The 26,176-nt window shown below is 45.7% G+C and carries 21 protein-coding genes; 10 read left to right on the top strand and 11 right to left on the bottom strand.

Going from position 1 to position 26,176, the window contains the following annotated elements; translation table 11 throughout:
* The first annotated feature begins 139 nt into the window (after window positions 1–139).
* Complete coding sequence (trmB, locus tag NI455_RS05475; protein ID WP_005104490.1) at window positions 140–856, top strand: tRNA (guanosine(46)-N7)-methyltransferase TrmB; 717 nt, start codon at window positions 140–142, stop codon at window positions 854–856.
* A 93-nt stretch (window positions 857–949) separates the two neighbouring features.
* Here trmB and NI455_RS05470 read toward each other — a convergent pair whose 3' ends face one another.
* From NI455_RS05470 to NI455_RS05450, 5 genes are all read right to left on the bottom strand, one after another.
* The gene (locus tag NI455_RS05470; protein ID WP_253113106.1) at window positions 950–1,726 is read right to left on the bottom strand and encodes a Rossmann-like and DUF2520 domain-containing protein; all 777 of its coding nucleotides are present in this window, start codon (window positions 1,724–1,726) and stop codon (window positions 950–952) included.
* Between the two features lie 83 nt (window positions 1,727–1,809).
* Complete coding sequence (locus tag NI455_RS05465) at window positions 1,810–2,607, bottom strand: thioesterase family protein (protein WP_004280113.1); 798 nt, start codon at window positions 2,605–2,607, stop codon at window positions 1,810–1,812.
* A 62-nt stretch (window positions 2,608–2,669) separates the two neighbouring features.
* Window positions 2,670–3,338: a class I SAM-dependent methyltransferase gene (locus tag NI455_RS05460; RefSeq protein WP_253112888.1), complete on the bottom strand. Its 669-nt coding sequence runs from the start codon at window positions 3,336–3,338 to the stop codon at window positions 2,670–2,672.
* A gap of 309 nt (window positions 3,339–3,647) precedes the next feature.
* Window positions 3,648–5,336, bottom strand: a complete 1,689-nt coding sequence (locus NI455_RS05455; protein ID WP_253112885.1) for an AMP-binding protein — start codon at window positions 5,334–5,336, stop codon at window positions 3,648–3,650.
* Between the two features lie 98 nt (window positions 5,337–5,434).
* Window positions 5,435–6,070 (bottom strand): TetR/AcrR family transcriptional regulator, encoded by a 636-nt coding sequence (locus NI455_RS05450; protein WP_253112882.1) that lies wholly within the window; start codon window positions 6,068–6,070, stop codon window positions 5,435–5,437.
* Between the two features lie 148 nt (window positions 6,071–6,218).
* Here NI455_RS05450 and NI455_RS05445 point away from each other — a divergent pair, with 148 nt between their 5' ends.
* The 8 genes from NI455_RS05445 (at window position 6,219) to NI455_RS05410 (ending at window position 15,696) form a co-directional block, all read left to right on the top strand.
* Window positions 6,219–7,391 carry an isovaleryl-CoA dehydrogenase gene (locus NI455_RS05445; RefSeq protein WP_004646592.1) on the top strand — a complete coding sequence of 391 codons (1,173 nt, stop codon included), beginning with the start codon at window positions 6,219–6,221 and terminating at the stop codon, window positions 7,389–7,391.
* A 35-nt stretch (window positions 7,392–7,426) separates the two neighbouring features.
* Window positions 7,427–9,028, top strand: coding sequence for a carboxyl transferase domain-containing protein (locus NI455_RS05440; RefSeq protein ID WP_253112879.1), 1,602 nt, complete (start codon window positions 7,427–7,429; stop codon window positions 9,026–9,028).
* Between the two features lie 12 nt (window positions 9,029–9,040).
* Entirely contained in the window at window positions 9,041–9,835 is a 795-nt protein-coding gene (locus NI455_RS05435) for an enoyl-CoA hydratase/isomerase family protein (protein ID WP_253112876.1), read from the top strand.
* Between the two features lie 19 nt (window positions 9,836–9,854).
* A complete protein-coding gene (locus NI455_RS05430; RefSeq protein ID WP_253112873.1) occupies window positions 9,855–11,849 on the top strand; it encodes an acetyl/propionyl/methylcrotonyl-CoA carboxylase subunit alpha in 1,995 nt (664 codons plus the stop codon).
* Window positions 11,846–12,748, top strand: a complete 903-nt coding sequence (locus NI455_RS05425; protein WP_253112870.1) for a hydroxymethylglutaryl-CoA lyase — start codon at window positions 11,846–11,848, stop codon at window positions 12,746–12,748. The genes NI455_RS05430 and NI455_RS05425 overlap by 4 nt, the downstream gene beginning before the upstream one ends.
* 93 nt (window positions 12,749–12,841) lie before the next feature.
* Window positions 12,842–13,546, top strand: coding sequence for a CoA transferase subunit A (locus NI455_RS05420; protein WP_213687121.1), 705 nt, complete (start codon window positions 12,842–12,844; stop codon window positions 13,544–13,546).
* Window positions 13,547–13,548: 2 nt separating this feature from the next.
* Entirely contained in the window at window positions 13,549–14,187 is a 639-nt protein-coding gene (locus NI455_RS05415) for a CoA transferase subunit B (protein WP_005262069.1), read from the top strand.
* Window positions 14,188–14,283: 96 nt separating this feature from the next.
* Window positions 14,284–15,696, top strand: a complete 1,413-nt coding sequence (locus NI455_RS05410) for a short-chain fatty acid transporter (RefSeq protein WP_253112868.1) — start codon at window positions 14,284–14,286, stop codon at window positions 15,694–15,696.
* Between the two features lie 54 nt (window positions 15,697–15,750).
* Here NI455_RS05410 and NI455_RS05405 read toward each other — a convergent pair whose 3' ends face one another.
* The 4 genes from NI455_RS05405 to NI455_RS05390 all read right to left on the bottom strand — a co-directional run bounded on the left by NI455_RS05405 (window position 15,751) and on the right by NI455_RS05390 (window position 20,255).
* Window positions 15,751–17,241 (bottom strand): OmpA family protein, encoded by a 1,491-nt coding sequence (locus tag NI455_RS05405; protein ID WP_253112866.1) that lies wholly within the window; start codon window positions 17,239–17,241, stop codon window positions 15,751–15,753.
* Window positions 17,242–17,423: 182 nt separating this feature from the next.
* Window positions 17,424–18,659 carry a dihydroorotase gene (locus NI455_RS05400; RefSeq protein ID WP_253112864.1) on the bottom strand — a complete coding sequence of 412 codons (1,236 nt, stop codon included), beginning with the start codon at window positions 18,657–18,659 and terminating at the stop codon, window positions 17,424–17,426.
* Window positions 18,660–18,669: 10 nt separating this feature from the next.
* On the bottom strand, window positions 18,670–19,686 hold the full coding sequence (locus tag NI455_RS05395; RefSeq protein ID WP_253112862.1) for an aspartate carbamoyltransferase catalytic subunit: 1,017 nt from the start codon (window positions 19,684–19,686) through the stop codon (window positions 18,670–18,672).
* Window positions 19,687–19,910: 224 nt separating this feature from the next.
* Window positions 19,911–20,255: a hypothetical protein gene (locus NI455_RS05390; RefSeq protein ID WP_004280135.1), complete on the bottom strand. Its 345-nt coding sequence runs from the start codon at window positions 20,253–20,255 to the stop codon at window positions 19,911–19,913.
* 232 nt (window positions 20,256–20,487) lie between these two features.
* On the opposite strand from NI455_RS05390, the gene rlmKL reads away from it, so the two are divergent.
* Window positions 20,488–22,692: a bifunctional 23S rRNA (guanine(2069)-N(7))-methyltransferase RlmK/23S rRNA (guanine(2445)-N(2))-methyltransferase RlmL gene (gene rlmKL / locus NI455_RS05385; protein WP_071850358.1), complete on the top strand. Its 2,205-nt coding sequence runs from the start codon at window positions 20,488–20,490 to the stop codon at window positions 22,690–22,692.
* Between the two features lie 185 nt (window positions 22,693–22,877).
* Here rlmKL and clpB read toward each other — a convergent pair whose 3' ends face one another.
* Both clpB and NI455_RS05375 read right to left on the bottom strand, forming a co-directional pair.
* Window positions 22,878–25,457 carry an ATP-dependent chaperone ClpB gene (gene clpB, locus NI455_RS05380; protein WP_243474760.1) on the bottom strand — a complete coding sequence of 860 codons (2,580 nt, stop codon included), beginning with the start codon at window positions 25,455–25,457 and terminating at the stop codon, window positions 22,878–22,880.
* Window positions 25,458–25,707: 250 nt separating this feature from the next.
* On the bottom strand, window positions 25,708–26,073 hold the full coding sequence (locus tag NI455_RS05375; RefSeq protein ID WP_253112860.1) for an antitoxin Xre/MbcA/ParS toxin-binding domain-containing protein: 366 nt from the start codon (window positions 26,071–26,073) through the stop codon (window positions 25,708–25,710).
* Window positions 26,074–26,176: the final 103 nt, after the last annotated feature.

Genomic DNA, 26,176 nt, shown 5'->3' with positions numbered 1-26,176 from the left:
AATAAAAGAGCTTCAATTGGCTCTTTTATTTTATCTGGAAGATCTTGCCGATTTTTATGGAGAAATACCGAGAAAAGTTTGACTTGCTCGGCTCAGGACTTAAAATACCGCATTCTGAATTTTTAGATTTGCCAAAGTTATGTCGAACGATCAATTAGACCAGCAAGTCGTGGAGCTGGAAAACTTAAGCGAGCACCGTGAAATCGTGACGTTTATGCGCCGCTCAATGCCGCTAAACACCTCTCAACGTACTGCGCTTGAACAATATGGTCACTTAATTTTGGAATATCCAGTCGGTGATTTGCGTGAGCACTTTGAACATCCTGAACGTCCTTTGACTGTAGAAATCGGTTTTGGTATGGGCCGTTCATTGGTATTGATGGCCAAAGCCAATCCTGAGCGAAACTTTGTCGGGATTGAGGTCCATGTACCTGGAATTGCGCAGTGCGTGTATGAAGCAGGTGTTGAAGGCCTAACGAACTTACGTGTGCTGGATGCTGATGCAATTCAGGTATTACGTGAAATGCCAGACAATAGTATCAATACTGTGCAATTGTATTTCCCGGATCCATGGCAGAAAAAGCGTCATTTTAAACGCCGTTTTGTTTCGCATGACCGTATGCCACTGGTGGAGCAAAAGCTAGAACTTGGCGGAACTTTCCATGCTGCAACGGACTGGGAACCGTATGCGGAATGGATGATTGAAGTATTGGAAGAACGTCCACGACTGGAAAATCTGGCGGGCAAAGGCAACAGCTATCCTCGTCCGGAATGGCGTCCACAAACCAAGTTTGAACGTCGCGGGATTGAAGCAGGTCACAAGATTAATGATTTTATCTTTAAGAAAATTTCTTAATCTAAGACTCAAAAAAAGCGCTGATTATTCAGCGCTTTTTTATGGGAAAAATTTGGCTTTGAACCCTGCTTCGTAGATAAATTATCAGCTTCTTCATTTCTGATGACGCGTGAGAATCTGCTGGCTCAACAACTGATAGACATTTTTCAAATCTTCTCGCTGCATATTGGATAACATCTGCTGATGCATATTCAAAATATTCTGATCACCACGCATCGCTGGGCCGGTCTGCATTTTTTTGGGATCATTCTGCGTGGCTTTACTGGCGGTTTCCAGCATCAAGGGATACAACAAACTAAAATCGACCTGTTGTGCATCAACCACCTGCTTGCCCATGTCATAACAATAATTGGCAAAGTTACAGGCAAATACCGCTGCAAGATGCAAACTGAGACGTTGACTAGAATTATAAGTATAAACACGATTGCTTAGGCTATTTGCCAGTTCTAATAACAGGATTTGGTCCTGTTCATTCTCTGCCTCAATAAATAGTGGCGTCTGCTGCCAATCAATCTGGCGTTCCAGACTAAAGGTCTGTAAAGGATAAAATACGCCTGCACGCGCATGCACATTTTTCAGTAAATCGAGATGGGTACTGCCAGAGGTATGTACGATCAGATTCTGCTGCAGATGCGGATGAATCCGTTCAATGACGCTGGCAATCGACTGATCACTGACCGCGATAATGACCAGATCCACCTCATGACTCAGCTGTTCAGGTCGAGCGATGGCCTGAGCGTTGAATTGCTCAGCCAGATATTGTGCTTTTTCTAGGGTTCGACTGTAGATCTGTACGATCTCATGGTGTGCTGACAATACAAGGGCAAGATGATATGCCACTCGCCCTGCCCCAATCATACTGATCCGCATCTTGTGCTGTTCCTGACTCATTGCGCACAGCATGCCAATAAATACAGATTGAGGCAATTGGCCTTGATGTTTTTGAATAGGCTTTAGAACTTTCGCAGGGTCAGAATCTGTTCACTTCGGCCAAAAGGTCCATGAACATCATGCAGAATCCCGCTAGTCAGACCGATACCATCTTCACCATATTGCTGCACCACTTCCAGTCCCAGCCATTTACCCTGCGGCAGACGGTGCATATGAATCTGCAGGTCCAGATTCGGAAATCCCCAACCGGAATTCGGGTCCTGACGTGGCACAATGCCATTGGCCGTATCGACCATACCGAGCAAACGACTAAAGTCTGTCGTCGGTTGACCTTCTACCATGTCCAGCGAATTTCTTAGCCAGACAATGCCCTTGCCTGCACGATGGTCAGCATGTGCCCGGGTTTCAATACTCTGGATATAACCGCCCGGCCAGCAGCGCATACCCTCCCAAACCGGTAAATATTCTGGACTTTCGATCGGAAAATCTTCCACTCCAGCAATGGCCGTGGTATTTGAAGTTAGCATTCTCCACGCGCGTGCCACGATACAGGTTTTACCATTGGCACACATTTCAGCTTCAACCAGTTCAATGGTTTTACCCGGACGGATCATGCGTGTGGTAATCGAAAATTCACCAAAGGCTATCAGGCCAAAAATATCCAGCCCGACCCGACCAATACGCATGTCAGCACGTGGCTGAAACTGTTCCAGTTCGACGCATAGAATACCGGTGGCTGGCGCCATGTGCTGCTCATGCGGATTCCACGCACCTTGTGCATGAATATTAGAACGGTAATAAGCCGTAGTACTGCCATCTGCATGCTGTTCGCGCTGAATAAAACTGTAATATGCCGACATTGTTTTAATACTTCCCTGAATATTCTCTTAAACTTTAGAATTTGCAAAAAGTTCTTTGATCTTTATTTTCTGAGCAAAAAGCCATGATAATTCATGATTTGACAATAAATTTTGCACTGTTTAAATCCGACTTTGGTTAAAAGTGCTGTAAAATTTTGCGCAGATAACAAGTGAAAATCCTGCTCCAAGCGTTCAATCATCTTGCTACTTTGCACCATGCTTAACCCTGTCTGCTGTGCCAGCTTCTGCATAATTTTGATGTCTTGCTGATCTTCGGGTTGCATCAGGTCATAGGTCAATGCAAGACCGTTGGTTTTAAGACACTGATGGATAACCTGAAAAAATCCGTTTTTTTCGGAATTTGGAATGAAATGAGCCACCAGAATGGCCAATGCGGCATCGAAAGTATCCGGCTGATTCAAATCTTGAATCGTGCTTTGGATGAATTGCACCCTTTGTCGATCTATAGAATTCAGATTTTTACTAGCCTGTTTCAGCATGGCTGCTGATGGATCAATTGCAGTAAAGGTCCAGTCTGGATAACGCTGCAATAAATACGACAATTCATAACCTGTTCCGCAACCCACTATTAATATATGTGCGGTTTCTGGGAGTTCAGTGCTGAGAATTGCTTCAATCTGCTGATGCACCAGTTCATAACCGGGAATTAGTTTACGGATATGATCGTCATAACTGACGACCACGACTTCACTGTGAAAGTTTTTTGCCATATTTTTACTCTGATTTTAGATGTTCAGTACATTCATGTATTTCTATTACCAGACCGTCGTGATCAGTAAATTCATTTACAGACATTTTAGAATTTTGCTAAATGTACAACATCAAACTGCTAGATATATTGAACGTCCATTGCGCAGGTTTTTCGTTACTTTGACGGAGCAAAGTAACCAAACCCTTTTGTTTCACTGATATGGCATCCCTGCCATACAGTGAAACAGCGACATCCATGTCGCCGGGCTCTCTGATGAGTTGCTATTAATTGTTAGCTTTAGGATTAGTTCTAACGTAAAAAATAAAGTTTAAGCAATCTCTTTCAAGTTCAACTCTTCACGCATAAATTCACGCAACTTGAACTTCTGCGCCTTACCTGAAGCCGTCATCGGAAATTCATGGAAGAAACGCACATAGCGCGGTACTTTATTGTGAGAAATGTGCTCCTTACAATACTGACGGATGGTTTCTTCAGTACATGAATCATTTTCATGCAGAATGATACAAGCACAAAGTTCCTCACCATATTTATGGTCTGGCACCCCAATTACCTGTACGTCCGAAACTGCCGGATGGGTATAAAGAAAATCTTCAATTTCTTTCGGGAACAGGTTTTCCCCGCCACGAATGACCACATCCTTGATTCGGCCCTTGATTTTGACAAAGCCTTCATCATCCATTTCAGCAATATCACCGGTATGCATCCAGCGCGCCGCATCAATCACTTCCTGAGTTTTGTCCTGATCTTCCCAATAACCCAACATCACCGAATAGCCACGTACACATAGCTCACCCAATTGACCACGTGGAACCACCTTGCCATTTTCATCGACAATTTTAACTTCCAGATGCGGATGTACCCGGCCAACCGTACTGACACGTCGCTCGACACTATCTGCCGTTGAGCTTTGTGCACTCACTGGCGCAGTTTCGGTCATGCCATAACAAATCGTGATTTCAGACATATGCATCCGCTCAATCACACGCTGCATGATCTCTTGCGGACATGGACTACCCGCCATAATCCCCGTACGCAGACTGGACAGGTCAAACTCATCAAACTGCTCATGTTCCAGCACCGCAATAAACATAGTCGGCACACCATAAGCCGCGGTACATCTTTCCTGCTGGATGGCTTTTAAGGTTTCCAGCGGATTAAACACGGCAGACGGATAGATCATGGCAGAGCCATGCGTAATACAGGCCAGATTGCCCATGACCATACCAAAACAGTGGAATAAAGGCACTGAAATACAGACACGGTCTTCTGGCCCTAAATGAATGGCTTCACCGACAAAATAACCATTATTTAAAATATTATTATGGGTCAACATGGTGCCTTTCGGATTGCCCGTAGTGCCCGAGGTAAACTGGATATTAATCGTTTCATCAAACTGCAATTCACTGGAGATCTGTTGCAGTTGTTCCAACTCTTGCGCACTAGGCGAGCTTAGTAAATCCTGAAAACGGTGGATGCCGGTATGCTGCTGATCATCAATTTTAATCACATGCTTTAAATGTGGCAGTCGCTCTGCATTAAGGAATTTACCTTCGGTTTCCTGCAATTCCGGTGCAATTTTAGTCAGAATTTCCTGATAGTCCGTCGTCTTAAACTGCGCTGCAATCACCAGTCCCTTACAAGAGACTTTATTCAGCACATATTCAAGCTCATTACTTTTATAGGCCGGATTCAGGTTCACCAGAATAATGCCTGCCTTGAAGGCCGCAAACTGGGTAATGGTCCATTCCACACAGTTCGGCGACCAGATTGCCAGACGGTCACCTTTTTGCATGCCCAGTTTCAGCAGCTGACAGGCAAAGGCATTGACCTGATCCTGTAGCTGCCGGTAACTGAGGCGTATGTCCTGATGCAGACTCACCACCGCATCACGTTCTGCATACTGCTCGCAAGCCTGATCAAATTTTTCACCAATCGTCATGCCCAATAAAGGCTGGCTGCTGGTTCCATAGGCATAGCTTAACCGTACTTGTGTCATTGAATCGATCTCCTTGATTCTTTGTAATTCTGATTTTCAACTTTACTAATTGTTTTATGACCACGACGACCTTGTCTGTGTACCGGTTTCTTGTGCGTTTATGCTTGTAAATTTTCCTCCTGTCCACGTACTGCGTTAACACAAAAATCGGCAATCTGTTTGACAAAGTGATCCTTATATTTCTGATCAAACATCACATTGCGGGACGGATTTAAAGGTTCAATCACGACAAAGGTCATGGCACCAACCACGCCCAACGCTGCCGTATTCAAATCTTCAAATTCGAATTCTCCATTGACCTTTCCTTCGGCCAGAATTTCCTTAATGCTCTGCTTAAGCAGCTGCTTACTGCGAAAACGCTCATGTTCCATTTCCGGATCAACCGGTTCGAACATCAGTGAATACGCCAATTGGGGGCTATTCATGGCACGCTTGACAAAAGTTGTAACAGATTTTTGCAATTTCAGTTTTGGCGATAAATCTGACTCGGCAATATGGTTCAGAATTCCGACTTCATGCTGAATCGCGGCCGACAAAACCTCAATTAAAATCTGGCTTTTGCTTTCGAAATATCGATAGACCAGCCCTGTAGAAACGCCTGCGCGTTCTGCAATCGCCTGAATCGATGCCTCCTTCAAGCCCCCTAGAATAATCAGTTCACGAGCAGATTCCAAAATCGACAGGCGATTTTGTTCCATTCGTTCCTGCATCAATGATGATCTTTTATAACTCATAAAATTATTCTCAACAAGATAAAATGAATTGTAAATCATTTTGTGAATATAGATTCACTTTTTTATTTTTTCGTTGTATGTTAAAACCACAAGCACAACAAAAATGCTTTTTTGGATACAACAAATAGAACCATAGGATGGATGAAGAATGAATTTACAAAGCTTGGATTTCGGTTTGGATGAAACTCTAATAGCGCTTCGTGATTCAGTGGCCGCATTTTGCGCCAAAGAAATTACCCCGATTGCTCAACAGGTTGACCGTGACAACGAGTTCCCTGCTCACCTTTGGAAAAAGTTTGGCGAGATGGGCCTGCTTGGTCTGACAGTCAGTGAGGAATATGGCGGTTCAAATTTTGGTTATCTGGCGCACATTATTGCCATGCAGGAAATTTCCCGTGCTTCTGCATCCATTGGGCTGTCCTATGGCGCACATTCTAACCTATGCGTAAACCAAATTAAGCGTAATGGTACGGAAGAACAGAAACAGCGCTACCTGCCTAAATTGATTTCAGGTGAATATGTCGGTGCCTTGGCGATGTCTGAACCGAATGCCGGCTCGGATGTGGTCAGCATGAAACTGAAAGCGGAAGACAAAGGCGATCATTATCTCCTGAATGGTTCAAAAATGTGGATCACCAATGGTGGCGATGCCGATGTCCTGGTGGTCTATGCCAAAACCGATTTGCAAGCCGGTGCCAAAGGCATGACTGCGTTTCTGGTTGAGAAAAATATGCCAGGTTTTAGCCACGGCACCCATTTGGACAAACTCGGCATGCGTGGTTCAAACACTTATCCGCTGTTTTTTGACAATGTTGAAGTTCCGAAAGAAAACGTCATGGGCGGCGTCGGTAATGGCACCAAGGTCTTGATGAGTGGTCTGGACTATGAACGTGCTGTATTGAGCGCTGGCCCACTGGGGATTATGGATGCCTGTATGGATACAGTGATTCCATATATTCATGACCGTAAACAGTTTGGTCAGGCGCTAGGTGAATTCCAGTTGATGCAGGGCAAAATTGCCGACATGTATTCGACCTGGCTGGCATGTAAGGCACTGGTTTATGCGGTCGGTGCTGAATGTGACAAAGCGGAACATAGCCGTAGTCTGCGTAAAGATGCTGCCAGTGCCATTTTATATGCTGCTGAAAAAGCGACCTGGATGGCGGGTGAAACCATTCAGACTTTAGGTGGTAACGGTTATATCAACGAGTTTGCTGCAGGCCGTTTATGGCGCGATGCCAAACTATATGAAATTGGCGCCGGTACTTCAGAAATCCGCCGCATGCTGATTGGCCGTGAACTTTTCAACGAAACAGCCTAAATCTTAACACTTAGAATAAAACAAGGATGTTCGTCATGAATCAGTTATCGAGCAAAATCAATATACGTAGTGAAGAGTTTAAAACCAACCAGACTGCCATGCTGCAACTGGTGGATGACCTGAAACAGAAAGTTGAAAAGATTGCCCTCGGTGGCGGCGAAACTGCCCGCCAAAAACATTTAGATCGGGGCAAGCTGTTACCACGTGAACGGATTAATCACCTGATTGATCCAGGAACCGCTTTTCTGGAAATTGGTCAGCTGGCTGCCTATCAGGTGTATCAGGATGATGTTCCTGCCGCAGGTGTGGTCGCTGGTGTTGGTCAGGTCAACGGTGTGACCTGCATGATCATCGCCAATGATGCTACGGTGAAAGGCGGTACTTATTATCCATTAACAGTGAAAAAGCATTTACGTGCCCAGGAAATTGCCGAACAGAACCATCTGACTTGTATTTATCTGGTGGATTCAGGCGGTGCATATTTGCCTTTACAGGATGAAGTATTTCCAGACCGCGATCACTTCGGCCGTATTTTCTACAATCAGGCACGTATGTCGAGCCAAGGTATCGCCCAAATTGCAGTGGTGATGGGTAGCTGTACTGCGGGCGGTGCGTATGTTCCCGCCATGTCAGATGAAACCATTATTGTGCGTAATCAAGGCACGATTTTCCTCGGCGGCCCTCCTCTAGTTAAGGCAGCTACTGGTGAAGTGGTGTCCAGTGAGGATCTCGGTGGTGGTGATGTGCATACCCGTTTGTCTGGCGTGGCTGATCATCTGGCTGAAAACGATGAACATGCACTTGCGATTGCCCGCAACATCGTGACCAACCTGAACAAAAAGCCAAACAAGACCGCAGATGAAATCGAAGCGCCGCTGTTTGACAGTTCGGAACTGTACGGCATTGTGCCGAGTGACGCGCGCAAGCCTTTTGATATCCGTGAAGTGATTGCGCGTATTGTCGACGGTTCACGCTTTGACGAATTCAAGGCACGCTTTGGGACTACCCTGGTCACTGGCTTTGCCAAGCTCTATGGAATGCCAGTTGGAATTATTGCCAACAATGGAATTTTATTCTCTGAGTCTGCACAAAAAGGCGCGCATTTTATTGAACTATGTACCCAGCGCAATATTCCGCTGATCTTCCTGCAAAACATCACCGGCTTTATGGTGGGTCGTCAGTATGAAAATGAAGGTATTGCTAAAAATGGTGCCAAGCTGGTGATGGCCGTCGCGACAGCCAATGTGCCTAAACTGACTCTGGTGATTGGCGGTTCTTTTGGTGCCGGTAACTATGGCATGTGTGGCCGTGCTTACTCGCCACGCTTTATGTGGACCTGGCCAAACTCACGTATTTCGGTGATGGGCGGTGAACAGGCCTCTAGCGTATTGTCGACTTTGAAACGCGATCAGATTGAGCAAAAAGGTGGAACCTGGTCAGCTGAAGAAGAAGACCAGTTTAAACAGCCAATTCGTGACCAATATGAACGCCAAGGCCATCCTTATTATGCTTCTGCGCGTTTATGGGATGACGGTGTCATTGATCCAGCGCAATCGCGTGAAGTCCTGGCCCTAAGTCTGGCTGCAGCGATGAATGCACCAATCCAGCCAACCAAATTCGGCGTGTTCCGCATGTAAGAGGTGACAAAAATGGACTATCAATTTTTACAGCTCGAACAGCAGAATCAGGTAGCAACAGTCTGGATTAATCGCGCTGAATTGCACAATGCATTTAATACCCAGGTCATTGAAGAGCTACATGCTTGCTTTCAGTCTTTAAATCAGCGTGATGATGTACGTGTAGTGATTCTGGCAGGCCGAGGTAAAAGCTTTTCTGCGGGTGCGGATCTGAACTGGATGAAAAAGGCCGGTCAGGCCTCACAGGCAGACAATGAAGCCGATGCTCTCAAACTGGCAAAAATGCTGCAAAGTCTGGCGACCTTGAAACAGCCAACGATTGCCCGTGTCCATGGTATTGCTTTTGGCGGCGGTATGGGTCTGGCAGCCGCTTGTGATATCTGTATCGCCAGCACTGATGCCAAGTTTGCAACGTCTGAAGTACGTTTAGGATTAGCCCCTTCGACCATTAGTCCGTATGTGATTCGTGCGATTGGCGCCCGTCAGGCGTCACGTTATTTCCTGACTGCTGAGCGAATCTCAGCTGAACAGGCGAAAACCATTGGTCTGGCACATGAAGTGACTGCACCAGAACAGCTCGACAGCAAAATTGATGAGATTGTGGAACCGCTCTTACTCGGTGGACCAGCAGCGCAAAACGCCTCAAAACAGCTGATTCAACTGGTCGATCAACAGGTCCTGACTGAAGATCTGCTGTTTAAAACCGCACAGCATATTGCCCATGTTCGCCAGGGAGATGAGGCGAAAAATGGACTGAATGCATTTTTAAACAAACAAAGCCCGGCCTGGATCAAGACCACGGCATAACAACAAGAAGGATCGTAGGATGTTTGAAAAGATTTTAATTGCCAATCGTGGTGAAATTGCCTGCCGTGTGATTCGTACAGCGAAAAAGTTAGGGATTGCCACCGTTGCCGTATATTCCGATGCCGATGCACAGGCACAGCATGTCAAACTGGCAGATGAAGCCATCCATATTGGTGAATCGCCTGCTGCACAAAGTTATTTACAGATTGATCGCATTATTCAGGCAGCCAAAAACACTGGTGCCCAGGCGATTCACCCCGGTTATGGTTTCCTGTCCGAAAATGACCAGTTTGCCTTGGCCTGTCAGGACAACAATATTGTCTTTATTGGCCCGCCAGTCGATGCCATTCTGGCAATGGGTCTTAAAGCCACCTCTAAAGCATTGATGGAAAAAGCCGGTGTGCCTTTAACCCCCGGCTATCATGGTACCAATCAGGATGCCGACTTCCTGAAACAGCAGGCAGACAATATTGGCTATCCAGTACTGATCAAGGCCAGTGCCGGCGGTGGCGGTAAAGGCATGCGTCTGGTGGAACGCAGTGAAGACTTCCTGAGTTCACTGGCCTCATGTAAAAGTGAAGCACGCTCCAGCTTCGGCAATGAAGATGTACTGATTGAACGCTATGTGATTCAACCACGTCATATTGAAGTGCAGGTGTTTGGTGATACCCACGGCAATTATGTACATCTGTTCGAACGTGATTGCTCGGTACAGCGCCGTCACCAGAAAGTGCTGGAAGAAGCGCCTGCACCGCAAATGCCGGAAGACAAACTTGAGGCAATGCGTCAGGCGGCAATCGATGCTGCGCGTGCAGTAAATTATGTCGGTGCCGGTACAGTCGAGTTTATCGTGGAGCAAGACGGCACAGCTTACTTCATGGAAATGAACACCCGTCTTCAGGTTGAACATCCGGTCACTGAAATGATTACCGGACAGGATCTGGTGGAATGGCAACTGCGCGTGGCTTTTGGTGAGCCTTTACCAAAGCAGCAGTATGAATTACAGATTCATGGACATGCACTCGAAGCCCGTGTCTATGCCGAAGAACCGGAAAAAGGCTTTATTCCTGCGATTGGTCAGATCAGCTACCTGCATTATCCGGAGCAAAGTGACTGTGTACGTGTCGATAGCGGTATTGTCGAGGGCGACGAGATCAGCACTTATTATGATCCGATGATTGCCAAACTGATTGTCTGGGGCAAAAACCGTGAAGCAGCCCTAACCCAGATGCACCATGCACTGGGTCAGTTCCATGTCGATGGTCTGGGTAACAATATTGCTTTTCTAGATCGCCTAGTGCTGTGTGACTCGTTTAAAAATGCACATTTAGATACCGGCCTGATTCAACGTGAAGAAGAATTTCTGCTCAAACCTTCTGCGGATATCCGTGCCGAACTGGTAGTTAGTGCCGCACTGATTGAGCTCCTGGCACGTCAAGCACAGAATCCCGCTCCAAGCAATCCGGTATGGCAGCAGCAAGCATTCTGGCGCCTAAACCAGCAAAATAGCCATACAGTGCAATTACAACGCAATGGCATCAACCTGAAAGTTCAGTTCCGCACTCAGGATCAAGGCTTTGTCGCCAGCTATAACGGTCAGCAAATTCAAATTCAGGGTCAGCTCGTCGATGCCCATACTTTAGCGTTACAACTGGCGGGTAAACAGCAAAAACTGGCTTTTAGCCAGACTGAGCAAGGCATTACCCTGTTCCAGAATGGTCAAAGCTATAAGTTCAATTACCTGAAGTCTGATTTTAATAATCAGGATGAACAAGGCACGGAAAATAACCTGATCGCGCCAATGCCAGGCGTCATTACCCAGGTGCTCGTGGCAGCCAATGACAAAGTCAAAAAAGATGATGTGCTGATGACGCTGGAAGCCATGAAGATCGAATACTCGATTCGCGCACCGCATGACGGCATCATCGCAAGCTCATATTTCCAGAAGGGTGATCAGGTTAAAGCCGGTGATGAACTGGTCGAGTTCCAGCCGCTGGCGGAGGAAGTGGCATGACGAATTTTGTCAAAATCGTAGAAGTCGGGCCACGCGATGGCCTGCAAAATGAAAAAATACCTTTGACATTGGATGACCGGAAAAACCTGATTCTGGACCTGATGAAAACCGGTCTGCAGTCCATCGAAGTCGGCTCCTGCGTTTCAGCCAAATGGGTACCGCAAATGGCAGACAGTGATGTGCTCTTTGCCAGCCTACCCCAAGATCCGAATATTCAGTTCAGTTTATTAACCCCAAACATGAAAGGTTTTGAATCGGCACTGGCTGTGGGTTGCAAGGAAGTGGCGGTATTTACTGCAGCTTCTGAAAGCTTTACCCGCAAAAACATCAACTGCTCGATTGATGAAAGCTTCGAGAAGTTTGCCGATGTCATGGCAGCAGCCAAAGCCAATGATATTAAGGTACGTGGCTATGTTTCCTGCATGGTGGACTGTCCTTATGAAGGTGCGATTGATCCCAAGCAGGTGGTGAAAGTCACGCAGCGTTTGCTGGAGATGGGCTGCTATGAAGTGTCGTTGGGTGAAACCATTGGCACGGCCACCCCAGACCGGGTTAAATACGTCTGGGAAGCTTGTTTGGCTGAACTTGATGCCAAAGTGCTGGCCGGTCATTTCCATAATACCTACGGCATGGCGATTGCCAATATTTATCAGTCACTGTTGCAAGGCATTCGGGTCTTTGACTCCTCCATTGCTGGACTGGGTGGCTGTCCTTATGCCCAAGGTGCATCTGGCAATGTCTCGACCGAAGACCTGTATTACCTGCTCTCGAATATGGGCTTTGAAACCGGTATTCAGCTGGATGCACTGATGCAGGCCAGTCGTAATATCAGTGAAGTCTTGCAGCGCAATAATCCATCCAATTATGCCAATGCCTACTGGCAAAAAGCCTGTGCTTAACAATAATCATGCTTGAGCAAAATAAACTTAAGCAACCCATAAGGATATAAACAGCAGATTTAAGTCTGCTGTAATAACAATAGAGGTGACAAGATGTCAAACAAGGTTTATGACGGCGCTCAATCCGCCTTAAAGGATGTGGTGCAAGATGGTCATACTCTGGCTGTCGGTGGTTTCGGCCTATGTGGTATTCCAGAAGCTTTGATCACGGCCCTAAAAGAAACTGGTGCCAAAAATTTGACCTGTATTTCCAATAATGCCGGTGTAGACGGCTTCGGTCTGGGGCTTTTACTGGAAACAAAACAGATTAAAAAAATGATCTCCTCTTATGTCGGTGAAAACAAGGAATTCGAACGTCAATATTTAAATGGCGAACTGGAAGTTGAGCTGACCCCACAGGGTACACTGGCAGAAAAATTACGTGCTGGCGGTGCCGGTATTCCGGCTTTTTATACGGCGACGGGTGTCGGAACCGTGATCGCTGAAGGTAAGGATGTCCGTGAATTTAATGGCAAGTCTTACATTCTGGAAGAATCTTTAACAGCTGATGTTGCTCTGGTTAAAGCCTATAAGGCCGATAAAGCCGGCAACCTGATTTTCCGTAAAACCGCCCAGAACTTTAATCCGGTCTGTGCCATGGCCGGCAAAATTACCATTGCTGAAGTCGAAGAGATTGTCGAAATTGGCGTGCTGGATCCGGACGAAATCCATCTTCCAGGAATTTATGTGAACCGGATAGTCCTGAATGCTCAACCGGAAAAACGTATTGAACAGATGACTTTAAAGGCGGAGGCTTGATCATGGCTTGGACACGTAATGAAATGGCGCAGCGCGCCGCACAAGAGCTTGAAGATGGTTTCTACGTCAATCTAGGGATTGGCCTGCCGACGCTAGTCGCGAACTATATTCCGGAAAATATCAATGTCTGGCTGCAGTCGGAAAATGGCCTGCTGGGGATTGGCGAATTTCCAACCGAGGAGACAGTGGATGCCGACCTGATCAATGCCGGTAAACAGACGGTTACCGCGCGTAAAGGTGCTTCATTTTTCTCAAGTGCCGACTCCTTTGCCATGATCCGTGGCGGTCATGTCAATATTGCCATTCTGGGTGCTATGGAAGTGTCCGAAACTGGTGATCTGGCCAACTGGATGATTCCAGGCAAAAAGGTCAAAGGCATGGGCGGTGCCATGGATCTGGTCGCGGGTGTACAAAAGGTCGTGGTCTTGATGGAACACTGCGCCAAAGATGGTACACCGAAAATTGTACCGCAATGTAGCCTGCCGCTGACCGGCCAGGCTGTGGTGAATCGGATTATTACCGATCTCGGTGTACTGGATGTTACTCCTGATGGAATTCGACTGGTTGAACTGGCACCAGAGGTAAGTTTTGAAGAGATTCAAAAAGTCACGGGGGTAGCGCTACTACGTAACGCTGCCTGATCCAGCCAGCCCTTAAGAATGAAGCATCTTAAGGGCTTTTTTATATATAGCTGTTTCATTTCAAAATAATAATCGCAGAATAAATGGATTTTAATCATGCAAACTCAACAAAATATTTTGCAGCGCTTCGCCTTGCGCGTCAGCGACTGGTCTGAAAAATGGTTTCCGGATTCTTACATTTTTGCCCTGCTTGGCGTCATCATTGTGGCGATTGCCGCTATCGGAATTGGTGCACCGGCACAGGATGTGGCGATTTCCTTTGGAGACGGCTTCTGGAGCCTAATCCCCTTTACCTTGCAGATGTGCATGCTGATCGTGGTCGGTTATGTAGTTTCCGTGTCCAAGCCTGTCCAGCTGCTGATCCAGAAAATGGCGCGCCTGCCGCATTCCGGTCGTGGTGCGATTGTCCTGGTCGCCACGGTCAGCCTGTTAATTTCCCTGATTAACTGGGCCATGAGTACTGTACTGACTGCACTTCTAGTGATTGCACTGGCACAGCGTAAAGAGCTGAACATGGATTACCGCGCTGCTGCAGCTGCCGCGATTATCGGGATGGGTGCGACCTGGGCACTGGGGATCAGTTCTTCAGCTGCACAGTTACAGGCCAATAAAAGCAGTCTGCCTGAACCGATTTATAATCTCACTGGCGTGATTCCTTTTACCGAGACTATTTTCCTGCCACAATCCATGATCATGACGGCGGTACTGATTGTAGCTTCAATCGCAATTGCTTACTGGTCAGCGCCTAAAGGGTCTGACATTAAAACCATTGAGCACTTCCCGATTCAAATTGAAGAAGAAAAACCGAAAGTATCTGCCGAAAAAAGACCGGGGGATTGGCTGGAAAATTCACCCATTTTAAGCATTTTGATCGTGATTCTGGGTGCAGTCTGGATGTTTAACGAATTTTCCAAAAGTAATCCGATTCTGGCCATTTCCAGCTTGAATACCTATAACTTTATCTTTCTGATTTTGGGCGTGGCCTTGCACGGTACGCCACGAAATTTTCTGAATGCAGTCTCCAAGGCTGTTCCGGCTATTTCAGGAGTACTGATCCAGTTTCCGCTGTATGGCAGTATTGCCTTTATGATGACCAATGCGCTAAACCCGGCCGATCTATCATTGTCGCATTACATTGCCGAGTTCTTTGTTTCGATTGCTTCGCAAGAAACCTTTGCCATCGTGATGGGACTCTATTCAGCGATTCTGGGCTTCTTTATTCCTTCTGGCGGTGGGAAATGGATTATCGAAGCACCCTATGTGATGCAGGCTGCGCATGACCTGAAAGTACATCTGGGCTGGTCAGTGCAGATTTATAATGCTGCCGAAGCCTTGCCTAATCTGATTAACCCTTTCTTTATGCTACCAATGCTGGGCATTTTAAAATTAAAAGCCAAAGATGTGATTGGATTTACGGTTACCCAGTTGATTTTCCATCTGCCTTTGGTACTGTTCCTGCTATGGTTCCTTGGTCGGACATTGACTTATAGCCCGCCGGTATTTTCTTAATTTAAGATAATAAAAAAGGACGAAGATTCGTCCTTTTTTATTTAGGCTGCTCTCTTAATTTCCTGTCTTCTCAACCACACCTTCATCATCTACTTCACGCACAATTCCCGTTTCAGTATTCACGACCTCAAAGGTCACGCGACGGTTCTGAAACTGTCCGGCAGGTGTCGCATTGGGTTCAACCGGCTGATCCTCTCCCATTCCAACCGCCTGTAATTGTGCAGGATCGACACCTTTTTGCACGAGATAACTGGTAATCGCCTGAGCGCGCTGTACGGACAGCACCTTATTTTCTGCTTCGCTGCCCTGAGCATCAGCATGTCCTTTAACTTTCAGGATAACTTGTGGTGTACGTTGTAATAATGCAGCAGCTTGATCCAGCACCAATTTATTGACTTCCGGAACTTCAGTCGATGCCGTATCAAAATTAATGATCTGTAAATTCAGTGCAGTCGCCACATCCAGTGCTTTAACATTATCGGTCTTGATACTGGCCAAAGCTTGTTCTGCTTCGCTATTGGCAGTATTAATCACGTCACTTCTATTGAGCGGCTGTTGGGTAACCACAGTGACATTCTTGGCCAGACTACGAATTTGTGCTGCCAGACGCTCGGCTTCTGCATTCGTTGCTGCACGCACTGAAACCTGATTGCCAATCCAGTCGAGTGACACATTTGGCATTCCTTGAATTGTTCTCAAAACAGTGGGAATGGTATCCTGATCGGTGAATTCTGAATGATAAACCTCACTGCTCAGCGCCCCACAACCAATATTATAATTAAAGATCTGTTTGATCTCGTTTTGCAAAATTTCCATATACTGCGGATTATTCAGCTGTAATTGACAACTGACAATTTCGCCATTACTGCCTGTACTTAATCGCAAGGATGCAGGCTGAGCTGCAGCAACTTCACTGGTCGCTTGGGTATTTGAATCTTCAACATCATCCTGCATGCAGCTACGAACCAAAAACAGGATCAAACCCGCCAGGATCAGAAAAATAATAAACGGCCATAAAAAGCCGGTTTTTCTTTCTTCCTGAACAATGATGGTCTGCTCCGCCAATACAGGCTCCTGATTTAAATTTTGCCCTGCCAAGGGTGAAACTCCTAGCGCTGCCAGAATAGGTCCAGCCCAAACGGGTAATGCGCGCTGAATCGAATCGGCGTGGGTTTCCAGCAAATGGCTAATCGCTTCCGGACTTGAAGCACCCGCTTCGGTCTGTAAAAAATTCATAGTCGGTACAATTGACCGGTTCAAGGTATGCTCTATTTCATCTTGTGGCGCGCTCTGATCCACTTGATCCAGAAACTGCTGCTTGAGTGCCGGATTTGCATTGAATAATTCATGAATTTTTGGATTAAGTTGCTGACCAAGATTCTCAATCCAGGCGGGACGTGCACGCAATATACTTAAAAATATGGGATAGAATTGAGCCAAAGCTTGATCTTTGGCAAATAAATGCTCGGTTTCGCCTTGAAGCACAATCGCCGTAACATCGCTTTTTAAGTGTTCTATAAAGTCTATATTCATAATCGTCACCATTCTTTTGATTTTTCTAATGTTTAATATTTAATCAGTGTAACGATCCCCATTTTTTGAAAATGTAAATAATTGTATGAATATCATAAAGTTTCACTGTTTTTGTTGAGTACTCATTTTACCAACACAAAATTTAAAAAATAAAAAAAGCCAGCCGAAGCTGACTTTTATAAAATTGGGATCATTTAAGCAGCAAAAGTTTGAACCACTTTACCCAGCACTTTTTGATTAATTAGCGGGGTATTTTTACCTTGTGACACGATGCTTTCTTTATTCAAGGTCCATTCCAGTTCCGGATCTAGCAGCACCCAGCCTGATTCATTTATCCATCGATCTGCCATTTGTGCAACACGTGCCGGAGCTAAGGTCACTTTTTCCACCCATTCCAGTGGAGTCAACAATCCTTCACGAATCAGTTGCAGACCAAAAGGCACATAGGTATCAAAAGCAGTAAAACCTGACTGCGTTTCAGCAAACGGCGCCATTTTTGCAGAGCTGCTTAGCGGTTCATGATGAGTACAAATCGCATCAATCACACCTGATTTTACACCCTGACGCAGTAATTCTTTGTCCTGTTCAGAACGAAGCGGTGGACGCACATGTGCAAGAGAGTTAAATCCATCAATCAAATGATCAGTTAAATGTAACTGATGCATGGCCACATCACAGGTCACCGGTAAGCCTTTTTCCTTGGCAATACGGATCAATTCCACCGAAGCACCACAAGACAACAGACCAAAGTGTGCTCGTACTTTGGTTGATTCAATCATCAACAGATATTTGGCAATCGCCACGGTTTCAGCCAGTGCCGGAATCATCGGCAAGCCCTGACGTGATGCAATAAACCCTTCATGCACACAGCCGTCTTTGGCAATTTGTGGTTCTTCCGCATAGAACACCACCGTCAGGTCTAAGCCTGCAGCATATTCAAGGGTACGCAGTACCACATCATCATTGGCAAACGGCGCACTGGCATTGGAAACCGCAGTACAACCGCCCTTTTTCAAGCCCGCCATATTTGCCGGTTGTTGACCATTTAAGCCTTGGGTTTGCGCACCAATCACTTGAAGATAGATCCCACCATCCAGCATGGCTTTTTCGACCAGACCGTGAATCAGCGCACCATTATCTTGTACGATTGGCTTTGAATCGGGTGGCGTAAATACGTGCAAAATGCCATTTTCACGTGCCGCTTTTCCTTCAGACTTAAGCGTACCGTGTTGCTGTTGACCCGGTTCACGTAAACGCGCACACAAATCGACCATGGTTGGCATTAACCATTTACCTTGACCATCAATCGTTTCAGAGACGTCTGCTGTTTCTGCAACGAATTTTCCATTTTCCAGATACACGGTCTGGATAGAATTAGTGTTTTGGATTGGATCAAGAACACGGACATTTTCAATTTTTACAATAGTCATGACTTATTCCTTAACCCGCAATCGCTTCAATCAAACCTTGTTCTTGTAACTGGCCTTGCATCGATAAAGCCAACACCGCCATACGCACGGCAATACCATTGGTCACCTGCTTCAAAATCACAGATTGCGGACCATCCGCAATACTTGAGTCGATTTCAACGCCGCGGTTCATTGGTCCCGGATGCATCACGATACAATCCGGTTTGGCCATGGCAAGACGTTCTTTATTCAAGCCATACATTTTGTAGAACTCTGCTTGCGAGGCCAGTGCCGGAGAATCAATACGCTCGTTTTGAATACGTAAGGTAATGATCACGTCGCAGTCTTTGATGCCGTCTTCCATATTGTTAAATAGACGAACACCATCGCCATATTCTTCAAAACCCAATGGCAGCAAGGTATTCGGTGCAATCACCCGGATATCCTGGCAACCTAAAGTTTGCAAGGCAGCCACATCTGAACGCGCGACACGTGAATGCTTGATATCGCCAATAATGGCAATCGACATTTCTTCGAATTTTTTATTGGTTTCGCGGCGAATGGTCAGCATGTCCAGCATCGCTTGAGTCGGATGCGCATGACGGCCATCACCGGCATTAATAATTGCCACTGTTGGACAGACATCCTTGGCAATAAAATGCGCTGCCCCTGAAGATGAATGACGCACCACGAAAATATCGGCCGCCATGGCTTCCAGATTCCATAACGTGTCACGCAGGGTTTCACCTTTGGAAGTACTCGAACGGGCAATATCAATATTGAGAACGTTGGCAGAAAGGCGCTTGGCAGCGGCTTCAAAGGTGGTGCGGGTACGGGTAGAATTTTCGAAGAACAGGTTCATCACCGTTTTGCCTTCGAGCAAATTATTGGTGATCAGCTGATTTTGGCCATTAAAAAAGGACTGCGCAGTGTCCAATATTTTTGTCAGGGTTTCTTTAGAAAGACCTTCGATGGTCAAGAAGTGTTTTAGATTACCTTCTTTATTGAGTTGAATCTGGCTCGGTGTATGCAATGCCGCCAAGTGCATGAGAGATTCCTTATGCGTTAAGTCAACATATTATACAGAGATTGGCGAATTTTTATAGTTGGCCACGCTGCTACTTGTACAAAAAGCATCTGAACAATAAAAATAAAAAATCAGATTCCTTTGTATTTTTTCAATAAGATAATTTAACCCGATTTGCATCTTGCTGATTTTAAGTACAAAACCAACGGGCGCTTCAGTCTGGAGCATTCACACCCATCTCAGGTTTAACGCAGTGCACCAATATAACGATGTGACACCTGTGCACGATAGATATCGTCTTCATCCGGTTCGACCGAGATCAGCCCTTCCTGCTGGCTTGGGTGTGCAGATTCTGTTGGTGAATCTTGTGCTGTTTCCGAAATCTCCAGTACCATTTTCAGGCGCTGGATCAGATGATTCAAATCTGGGTCTTGGGTCTGCTCTGCCAGTTGAATCACATGCCGGGCATAATCCAGGTTCTCTGCCAGATAAATTGCATCAATCACCCGACCTGAAACACGTCGTAAACGCGCATAGATTAAAGTGGCCACTGAAAAAGCGTCATGGTTGCGTAACTGATTCTCTAACATCTTAACCCCCATTATAAAATTGAAAAATCAGGCAGCCATCGCTCCCCATCGACTGACCGCCTGATTTGCCATGTATAGAGCAAAATGCGTACCAGTTCCTCAATTTATAGTGTGAATATTATTTTTCTCTATCACATGCCACGGCCTTTCAGAGAATTTCAAAAGCTTTCAATATAAAAATACGGTAAACTTAGCGCAGTTTTTTATTTATCTTTTTTGGTCTCTCTATTATATGAATACCTCTCCACGTTTAAGCAATTATTGGGTCACCTGTGCCGATGGTCTGGAAACCTTATTAGAAGAAGAAATACAAGGCTTAGGTGTTCAGAATATTGAGCGTTTTCCGGGCCGTTTGACCTTTAAAGGCACACTGGAAAATGCTTATCGTATCTGCATGTGGTCACGTCTGGCTTCACGTGTTTTGATGCCAATCCACACGCATGAAATTGAATTTTCTCATGATGCCCGTGATGTGGCAGAAGAACTATATGAAGGGGCTCTCAGCTTCGACTGGTCGCTGATTTTTGCACCACAAAGCACCTTTGCGATTCGTTTGCATGTCGAGCGTGACATCAAGGTCAATACCCAGTTTGCAACTTTACGTGCCAAAGATGGTGTCGTAGATTCCTTTATGGAAGCGGTAGGCAAACGTCCAAGCATTGATACCAAACAGCCTGAAATCACCATGTATATTCTAGCCGGCAAGAAAGAACATACTTACTGCCTGGACCTGTCTGGCGACTCTTTGCATAAACGCGGTTATCGTCGCTTTATGACTGATGCCCCGATCAAGGAAAACCTGGCTGCTGCGATTCTGCAAAAAGGCCAGCTTAAACAGATTAATCCGGACATCATTGTCGATCCAATGTGTGGTTCAGGTACGTTTATTATTGAATCACTAATGATCCTGACCGACCGTGCGCCTGGCCTGGTACGCCGTTTCGGTTTTAATGGCTGGAATGGTCATGACCATGAACTCTGGATGAGCATCAAGGCAGAAGCTGCTGAACGCCACCAAGCCGCAATGGAAAATCCATTACCACAATTCTATGCCTTCGATGCGGACTGGGAAGCGGTTAAAGCCACCAGACAAAATATTATCGCGGCGGGTTTTGAAGCTGCTCTCGACAATATCATGATCGAAGAACGGACTTTAAATGACTGGCCTGATTTCCATGCAGAAGGCAAGAAAGTATTCTTCGTGACCAACCCGCCATATGGCGAACGTCTCGGCGATAAAGCGCAAAACCGTTCTTTATACCTGGGTTTATCGGCTTTATTGCAAAAGAATTTCCCGAATCAAAAAGCGGCTGTGATTGCCTCCCAAGTGGAACAGGCCGATGTGCTGGCGTTCAATGATCCGCAAATCCTGCGTTTGATGAATGGTAAATTGCCGATCTATATCCGCTTCGGTACGGTTAAACCGGCCGCAGTGGTACGTCCATTCCTAGAAAGCTGGCAGCCTCAGCAGTTTGAACCGATTGAAGGTGCGATGGAGTTTGCCAACCGTCTGACCAAAAACATGCAAGCTCTAAAAAAATGGGCAGTCAAGGAACAGATCCATTGTTTACGTCTCTATGATGCAGATTTACCTGATTTTAACGTCGCAGTAGATCTGTATGGCGAGCGTTTGCATGTACAAGAATATGCGCCACCTAAAACTATTGATCCGGAAAAAGCCAAAAAACGTTTCAACCTGGCCTTACAGGCCATTCGTGCCGTGACCGGTTTGGGCCGTGATGCGATCTTTATCAAGACCCGTGCACGTCAGGAAGGTAAAAACCAGTACACCAAACAAAGTACAGCATCCAAGCGTTTTATCGTTCAGGAAGGTCAAGCCAAGATTCTGGTCAACCTGACCGATTATCTGGATACCGGTCTGTTTCTGGATCACCGTCAAATGCGTTTACGTATTGCACGTGAAGCAAAAGGCAAACACTTCCTGAACCTGTACAGCTATACCTCAACGGCAAGTTTACATGCTGCTTTGGGTGGTGCTGCAAGTACAACCAGCGTCGATCTGTCGAATACTTATTTGAACTGGTCTAAAGAAAATTTTGTTCTGAACGGCTTAACCGTGGATCATGCGGATGAACAGCATCAGTTCTTTGCCTCTGACTGTTTCGAATGGCTAAAAGAAGGTCATGAGCAATATGAGCTGATCTTTATCGACCCACCAACCTTCTCAAACTCGAAGAAATTCTACGGGACCTTTGACGTACAGCGCGACCATTTGTCCCTGTTAAAACGTGCGATGAACCGCTTAACCACTGATGGTACCTTGTATTTCTCAAATAACTATCGTGGTTTTGAGATGGATGAAGAAATTCTGGCCTTCTTTGATGTTGAAGAAATTACCCAGGAAACCATTGGACCTGACTTCAAGCGGAATCAAAAGATTCACCGTGCCTGGAAAATCCGTCATCCGCAAGTGTAATTTGATGATGAATTAACTGTCTTTATCACGATTGATATCTTCTTTATTTTCCCTGAGCTGAGTTTTAAGCCATGCTTTAAAGCTCGCCGCAACAAGAATACAAAAGTGTTGCAATGCTCGAAGTTAAAAATAAGATTAAAAAAAACCCAGCCTAGGCTGGGTTTTTTGTTGCAAGGAGAAGCGGTTTAGTTAAGTTTCATTTTTTCAAAGATTAACTCACCTGCTTCAGCTTTCACCAGAATGGTATCGCCCGGCTGGAATTCTCCGCCCAGGATTTTCTGCGCCAGACCATTTTCAATCCGCTGCTGGATTGCACGTTTCAGTGGACGTGCTCCATACAATGGATCAAAACCGGCCTCGATCAGCTGATCGAAAGCGCTGTCATCTACCGACAAGCGCATATCGCGTTCTGCCAGACGTTGACGTAAACGGTCCAACTGGATATCGGCAATACCGCGAATCTGGTCTTTTTCCAGCGCATGGAACACTACCAGTTCATCAATACGGTTGATAAATTCCGGACGGAAATGTTCCGATACCGCATTCATCACCACCGTACGGACTTCTTCTTTAGTGGCATTACCGCCCAATTCACGTACATCCTGCGAACCCAGGTTCGAAGTCATGACGATCACAGAGTTTTTAAAGTCCACTACCCGGCCTTGCGAGTCAGTTAAACGACCATCATCCAGTACCTGTAGCAAGATGTTAAATACGTCCGGATGCGCTTTTTCGACTTCATCAAACAAGATCACACTATACGGTTTACGACGTACGGCTTCAGTAAGCACCCCACCTTCTTCATAACCGACATAGCCCGGAGGCGCACCAACCAAACGGCTGACCGAATGTTTTTCCATAAATTCTGACATATCGATACGCACCATGGCATCGTCGCTGTCAAACAGGAAATTCGCCAAGGCTTTGGTCAATTCTGTTTTACCGACACCCGTTGGCCCCAGGAACAGGAATGACCCACTTGGACGGTTCGGATCTGACAGACCGGCACGTGAACGGCGTACTGCATTGGATACCGCCACCACGGCTTCATCTTGCCCTACTACACGGTTATGCAGGAATTCTTCCATATGTAGCAATTTGTCACGCTCGCCTTGCAGCATTTTCGCAACCGGAATACCGGTCGCAGCACTCACTACTTCAGCAATTTCATTGTCGGTGACTTTGTTACGCAGCAATTTTGGCGTTGCGCTTTCATCGGCTTTTTCAGCCAGTTCAAGCTGCTTTTGCAACTCTGGTATCACGCCATATTGCAAACGCGCGGCCTCGCCCAGATCACCTTCGCGTTGCGCTTTTTCAAGTGCTGTACGTGCCTGATCCAGTTTGATCTGTACGTCTTTATTGCCTTCGACCAGCGCTTTATCTGCACGCCAGACTTCTTCCAGGTCATGATACTCTTTTTCAACTGTGGCGATCTGATCGGACAAGTATTGAATCTCAGCTTTAGCACCTGAGTCTTCATCTTTTTTTACCGCTTCCAGCTGCATTTTTAACTGAATCAGACGGCGTTCCAGTTTATCTAGTGCTTCTGGTTTGGAGTCGAGTTCCATTTTGATGCGCGATGCTGCTTCATCAATCAGGTCAATGGCTTTATCAGGCAACTGACGGTCGGTGATATAACGATGTGACATTTTCGCAGCAGCGATAATGGCTGAATCCAGAATTTGTACCCCGTGATGGGTAGCATAGCGATCTTTCAGACCACGCAGAATCGCAATGGTATCTTCCACGCTTGGCTCATCGACCAGCACTTTCTGGAAACGACGTTCCAGCGCGGCATCTTTTTCAATATACTGACGATATTCATCCAGTGTGGTGGCACCGACGCAACGCAGTTCACCACGTGCCAGCGCAGGTTTCAGCATATTGCCGGCATCCATTGCGCCATCACCTTTACCGGCACCCACCAGGGTATGCAACTCGTCGATAAACAGGATGATTTCGCCTTCGTGTTTGGCAATATCTTTCAGAACGGCTTTTAAGCGTTCTTCAAACTCACCACGGTATTTGGCACCGGCCAGCAAAGAACCTAAATCAAGTGATAAAACACGTTTACCTTTGAGTCCTTCAGGCACTTCACCATTGATAATCCGCTGCGCCAGACCTTCGACGATTGCAGTTTTACCGACCCCCGGCTCACCAATGAGTACCGGGTTGTTTTTGGTGCGGCGTGACAAAACCTGAATCGTACGGCGGATTTCATCATCACGGCCAATCACAGGATCAAGCTTGCCTGCCAACGCACGTTCAGTTAAATCAATGGTGTACTTATTCAGTGAATCACGCTGATCTTCATGATTATTGCTCATGACTTTTTCATCGCCTCGAAATTGATTAATCACTTGGCTTAAAGTCTCTGCCTTTACGCCAACACTATTTAATAAGGTTTTTGTATTTCCTGTTTCTGCCAGTGCCAACAGCACCCAATCTGTAGATAAAAATTCATCTCCAGCTTTTTGCGCAAAGCTGTCTGCCAAATGCAATACTTTTGCCGCTTCAGGACTGAGGTTGATATCTGCTGATGGATTAGTCAGGGTGGCCGCATTGCTCAACGCTGTTTGCAGCTTGGTCTGTAACTCACGCAGATTAGCACCAGCTTGTTGCAGCAGGCTGACATTGGATGCTTCATCCATCAAGGTGGCCAAGATATGGATTCCATCAATCGAAGTATGGTCCTTACTCATGGCCAGCGATTGCGCATCGGAAAGGGTTTGCTGCAGGCGATTGGTAAATTTTTCAAAACGCATTCTTGTTATTCCTCACAACAAATTTTCTACTTGATGGATATATGGGTGCACTTGATAAAATTTCAAATCATTTTTATATATTTTTCAAAAACTTAATATAAATATTAGACAGTCTTTAATAATAATATTGGTGTGATCAAATCATATTTCAAGTGAGGTTAGAAGAATTTTTAAGGTGAAGATAAACAATTCATATTTTATTTAATTTACTCTGCTATTTTTCGGCTTAGTAGAGAATAGAGAGATATTTTTAGTACGGTTGCAACCTTCCTAGTAATCGCAATACTTCACTCAAACCATGTTCTGTTTGCATTAGAGATCTTGGCGTTTGCTGATCCAAAAGCTTGTTAGGTGAATTGATAAACTGCCGCATCCAACTCAAGTCTCCACCATTCAGGCTAAATAATGCTTGATAGATATTGATTAAAGTTATCGCTCTTTTGCCTGCTGTAGTATCTGGTTCTAATTCTTTTTGATTTATGATTGACGATAATTCTGCCCCGGATATACTCAGAATCAATGCAAGCTCTGACTTTGTCAGTTGCAACTGTTCAGCTAAGTTGAATATTGCTGTAGCTAATACTTGGGCTTTAGAAATATCCGCTTCATTATTCATTTTTATCAAAACCTATTAGGGTCTGTTGACATTTACTGTTCATAATTAACCCTATAAAGGTAGCCATAAAAATATACAGGCTAAAGCAACAGAACTTTGATAA

It is taken from the genome of Acinetobacter lwoffii, from assembly GCF_024129435.1.
Classification (GTDB): domain Bacteria; phylum Pseudomonadota; class Gammaproteobacteria; order Pseudomonadales; family Moraxellaceae; genus Acinetobacter; species Acinetobacter lwoffii_F.
The sequence above is the reverse complement of the archived record's forward strand: the minus strand, read 5'-3'. Positions and strand labels throughout refer to the sequence as shown.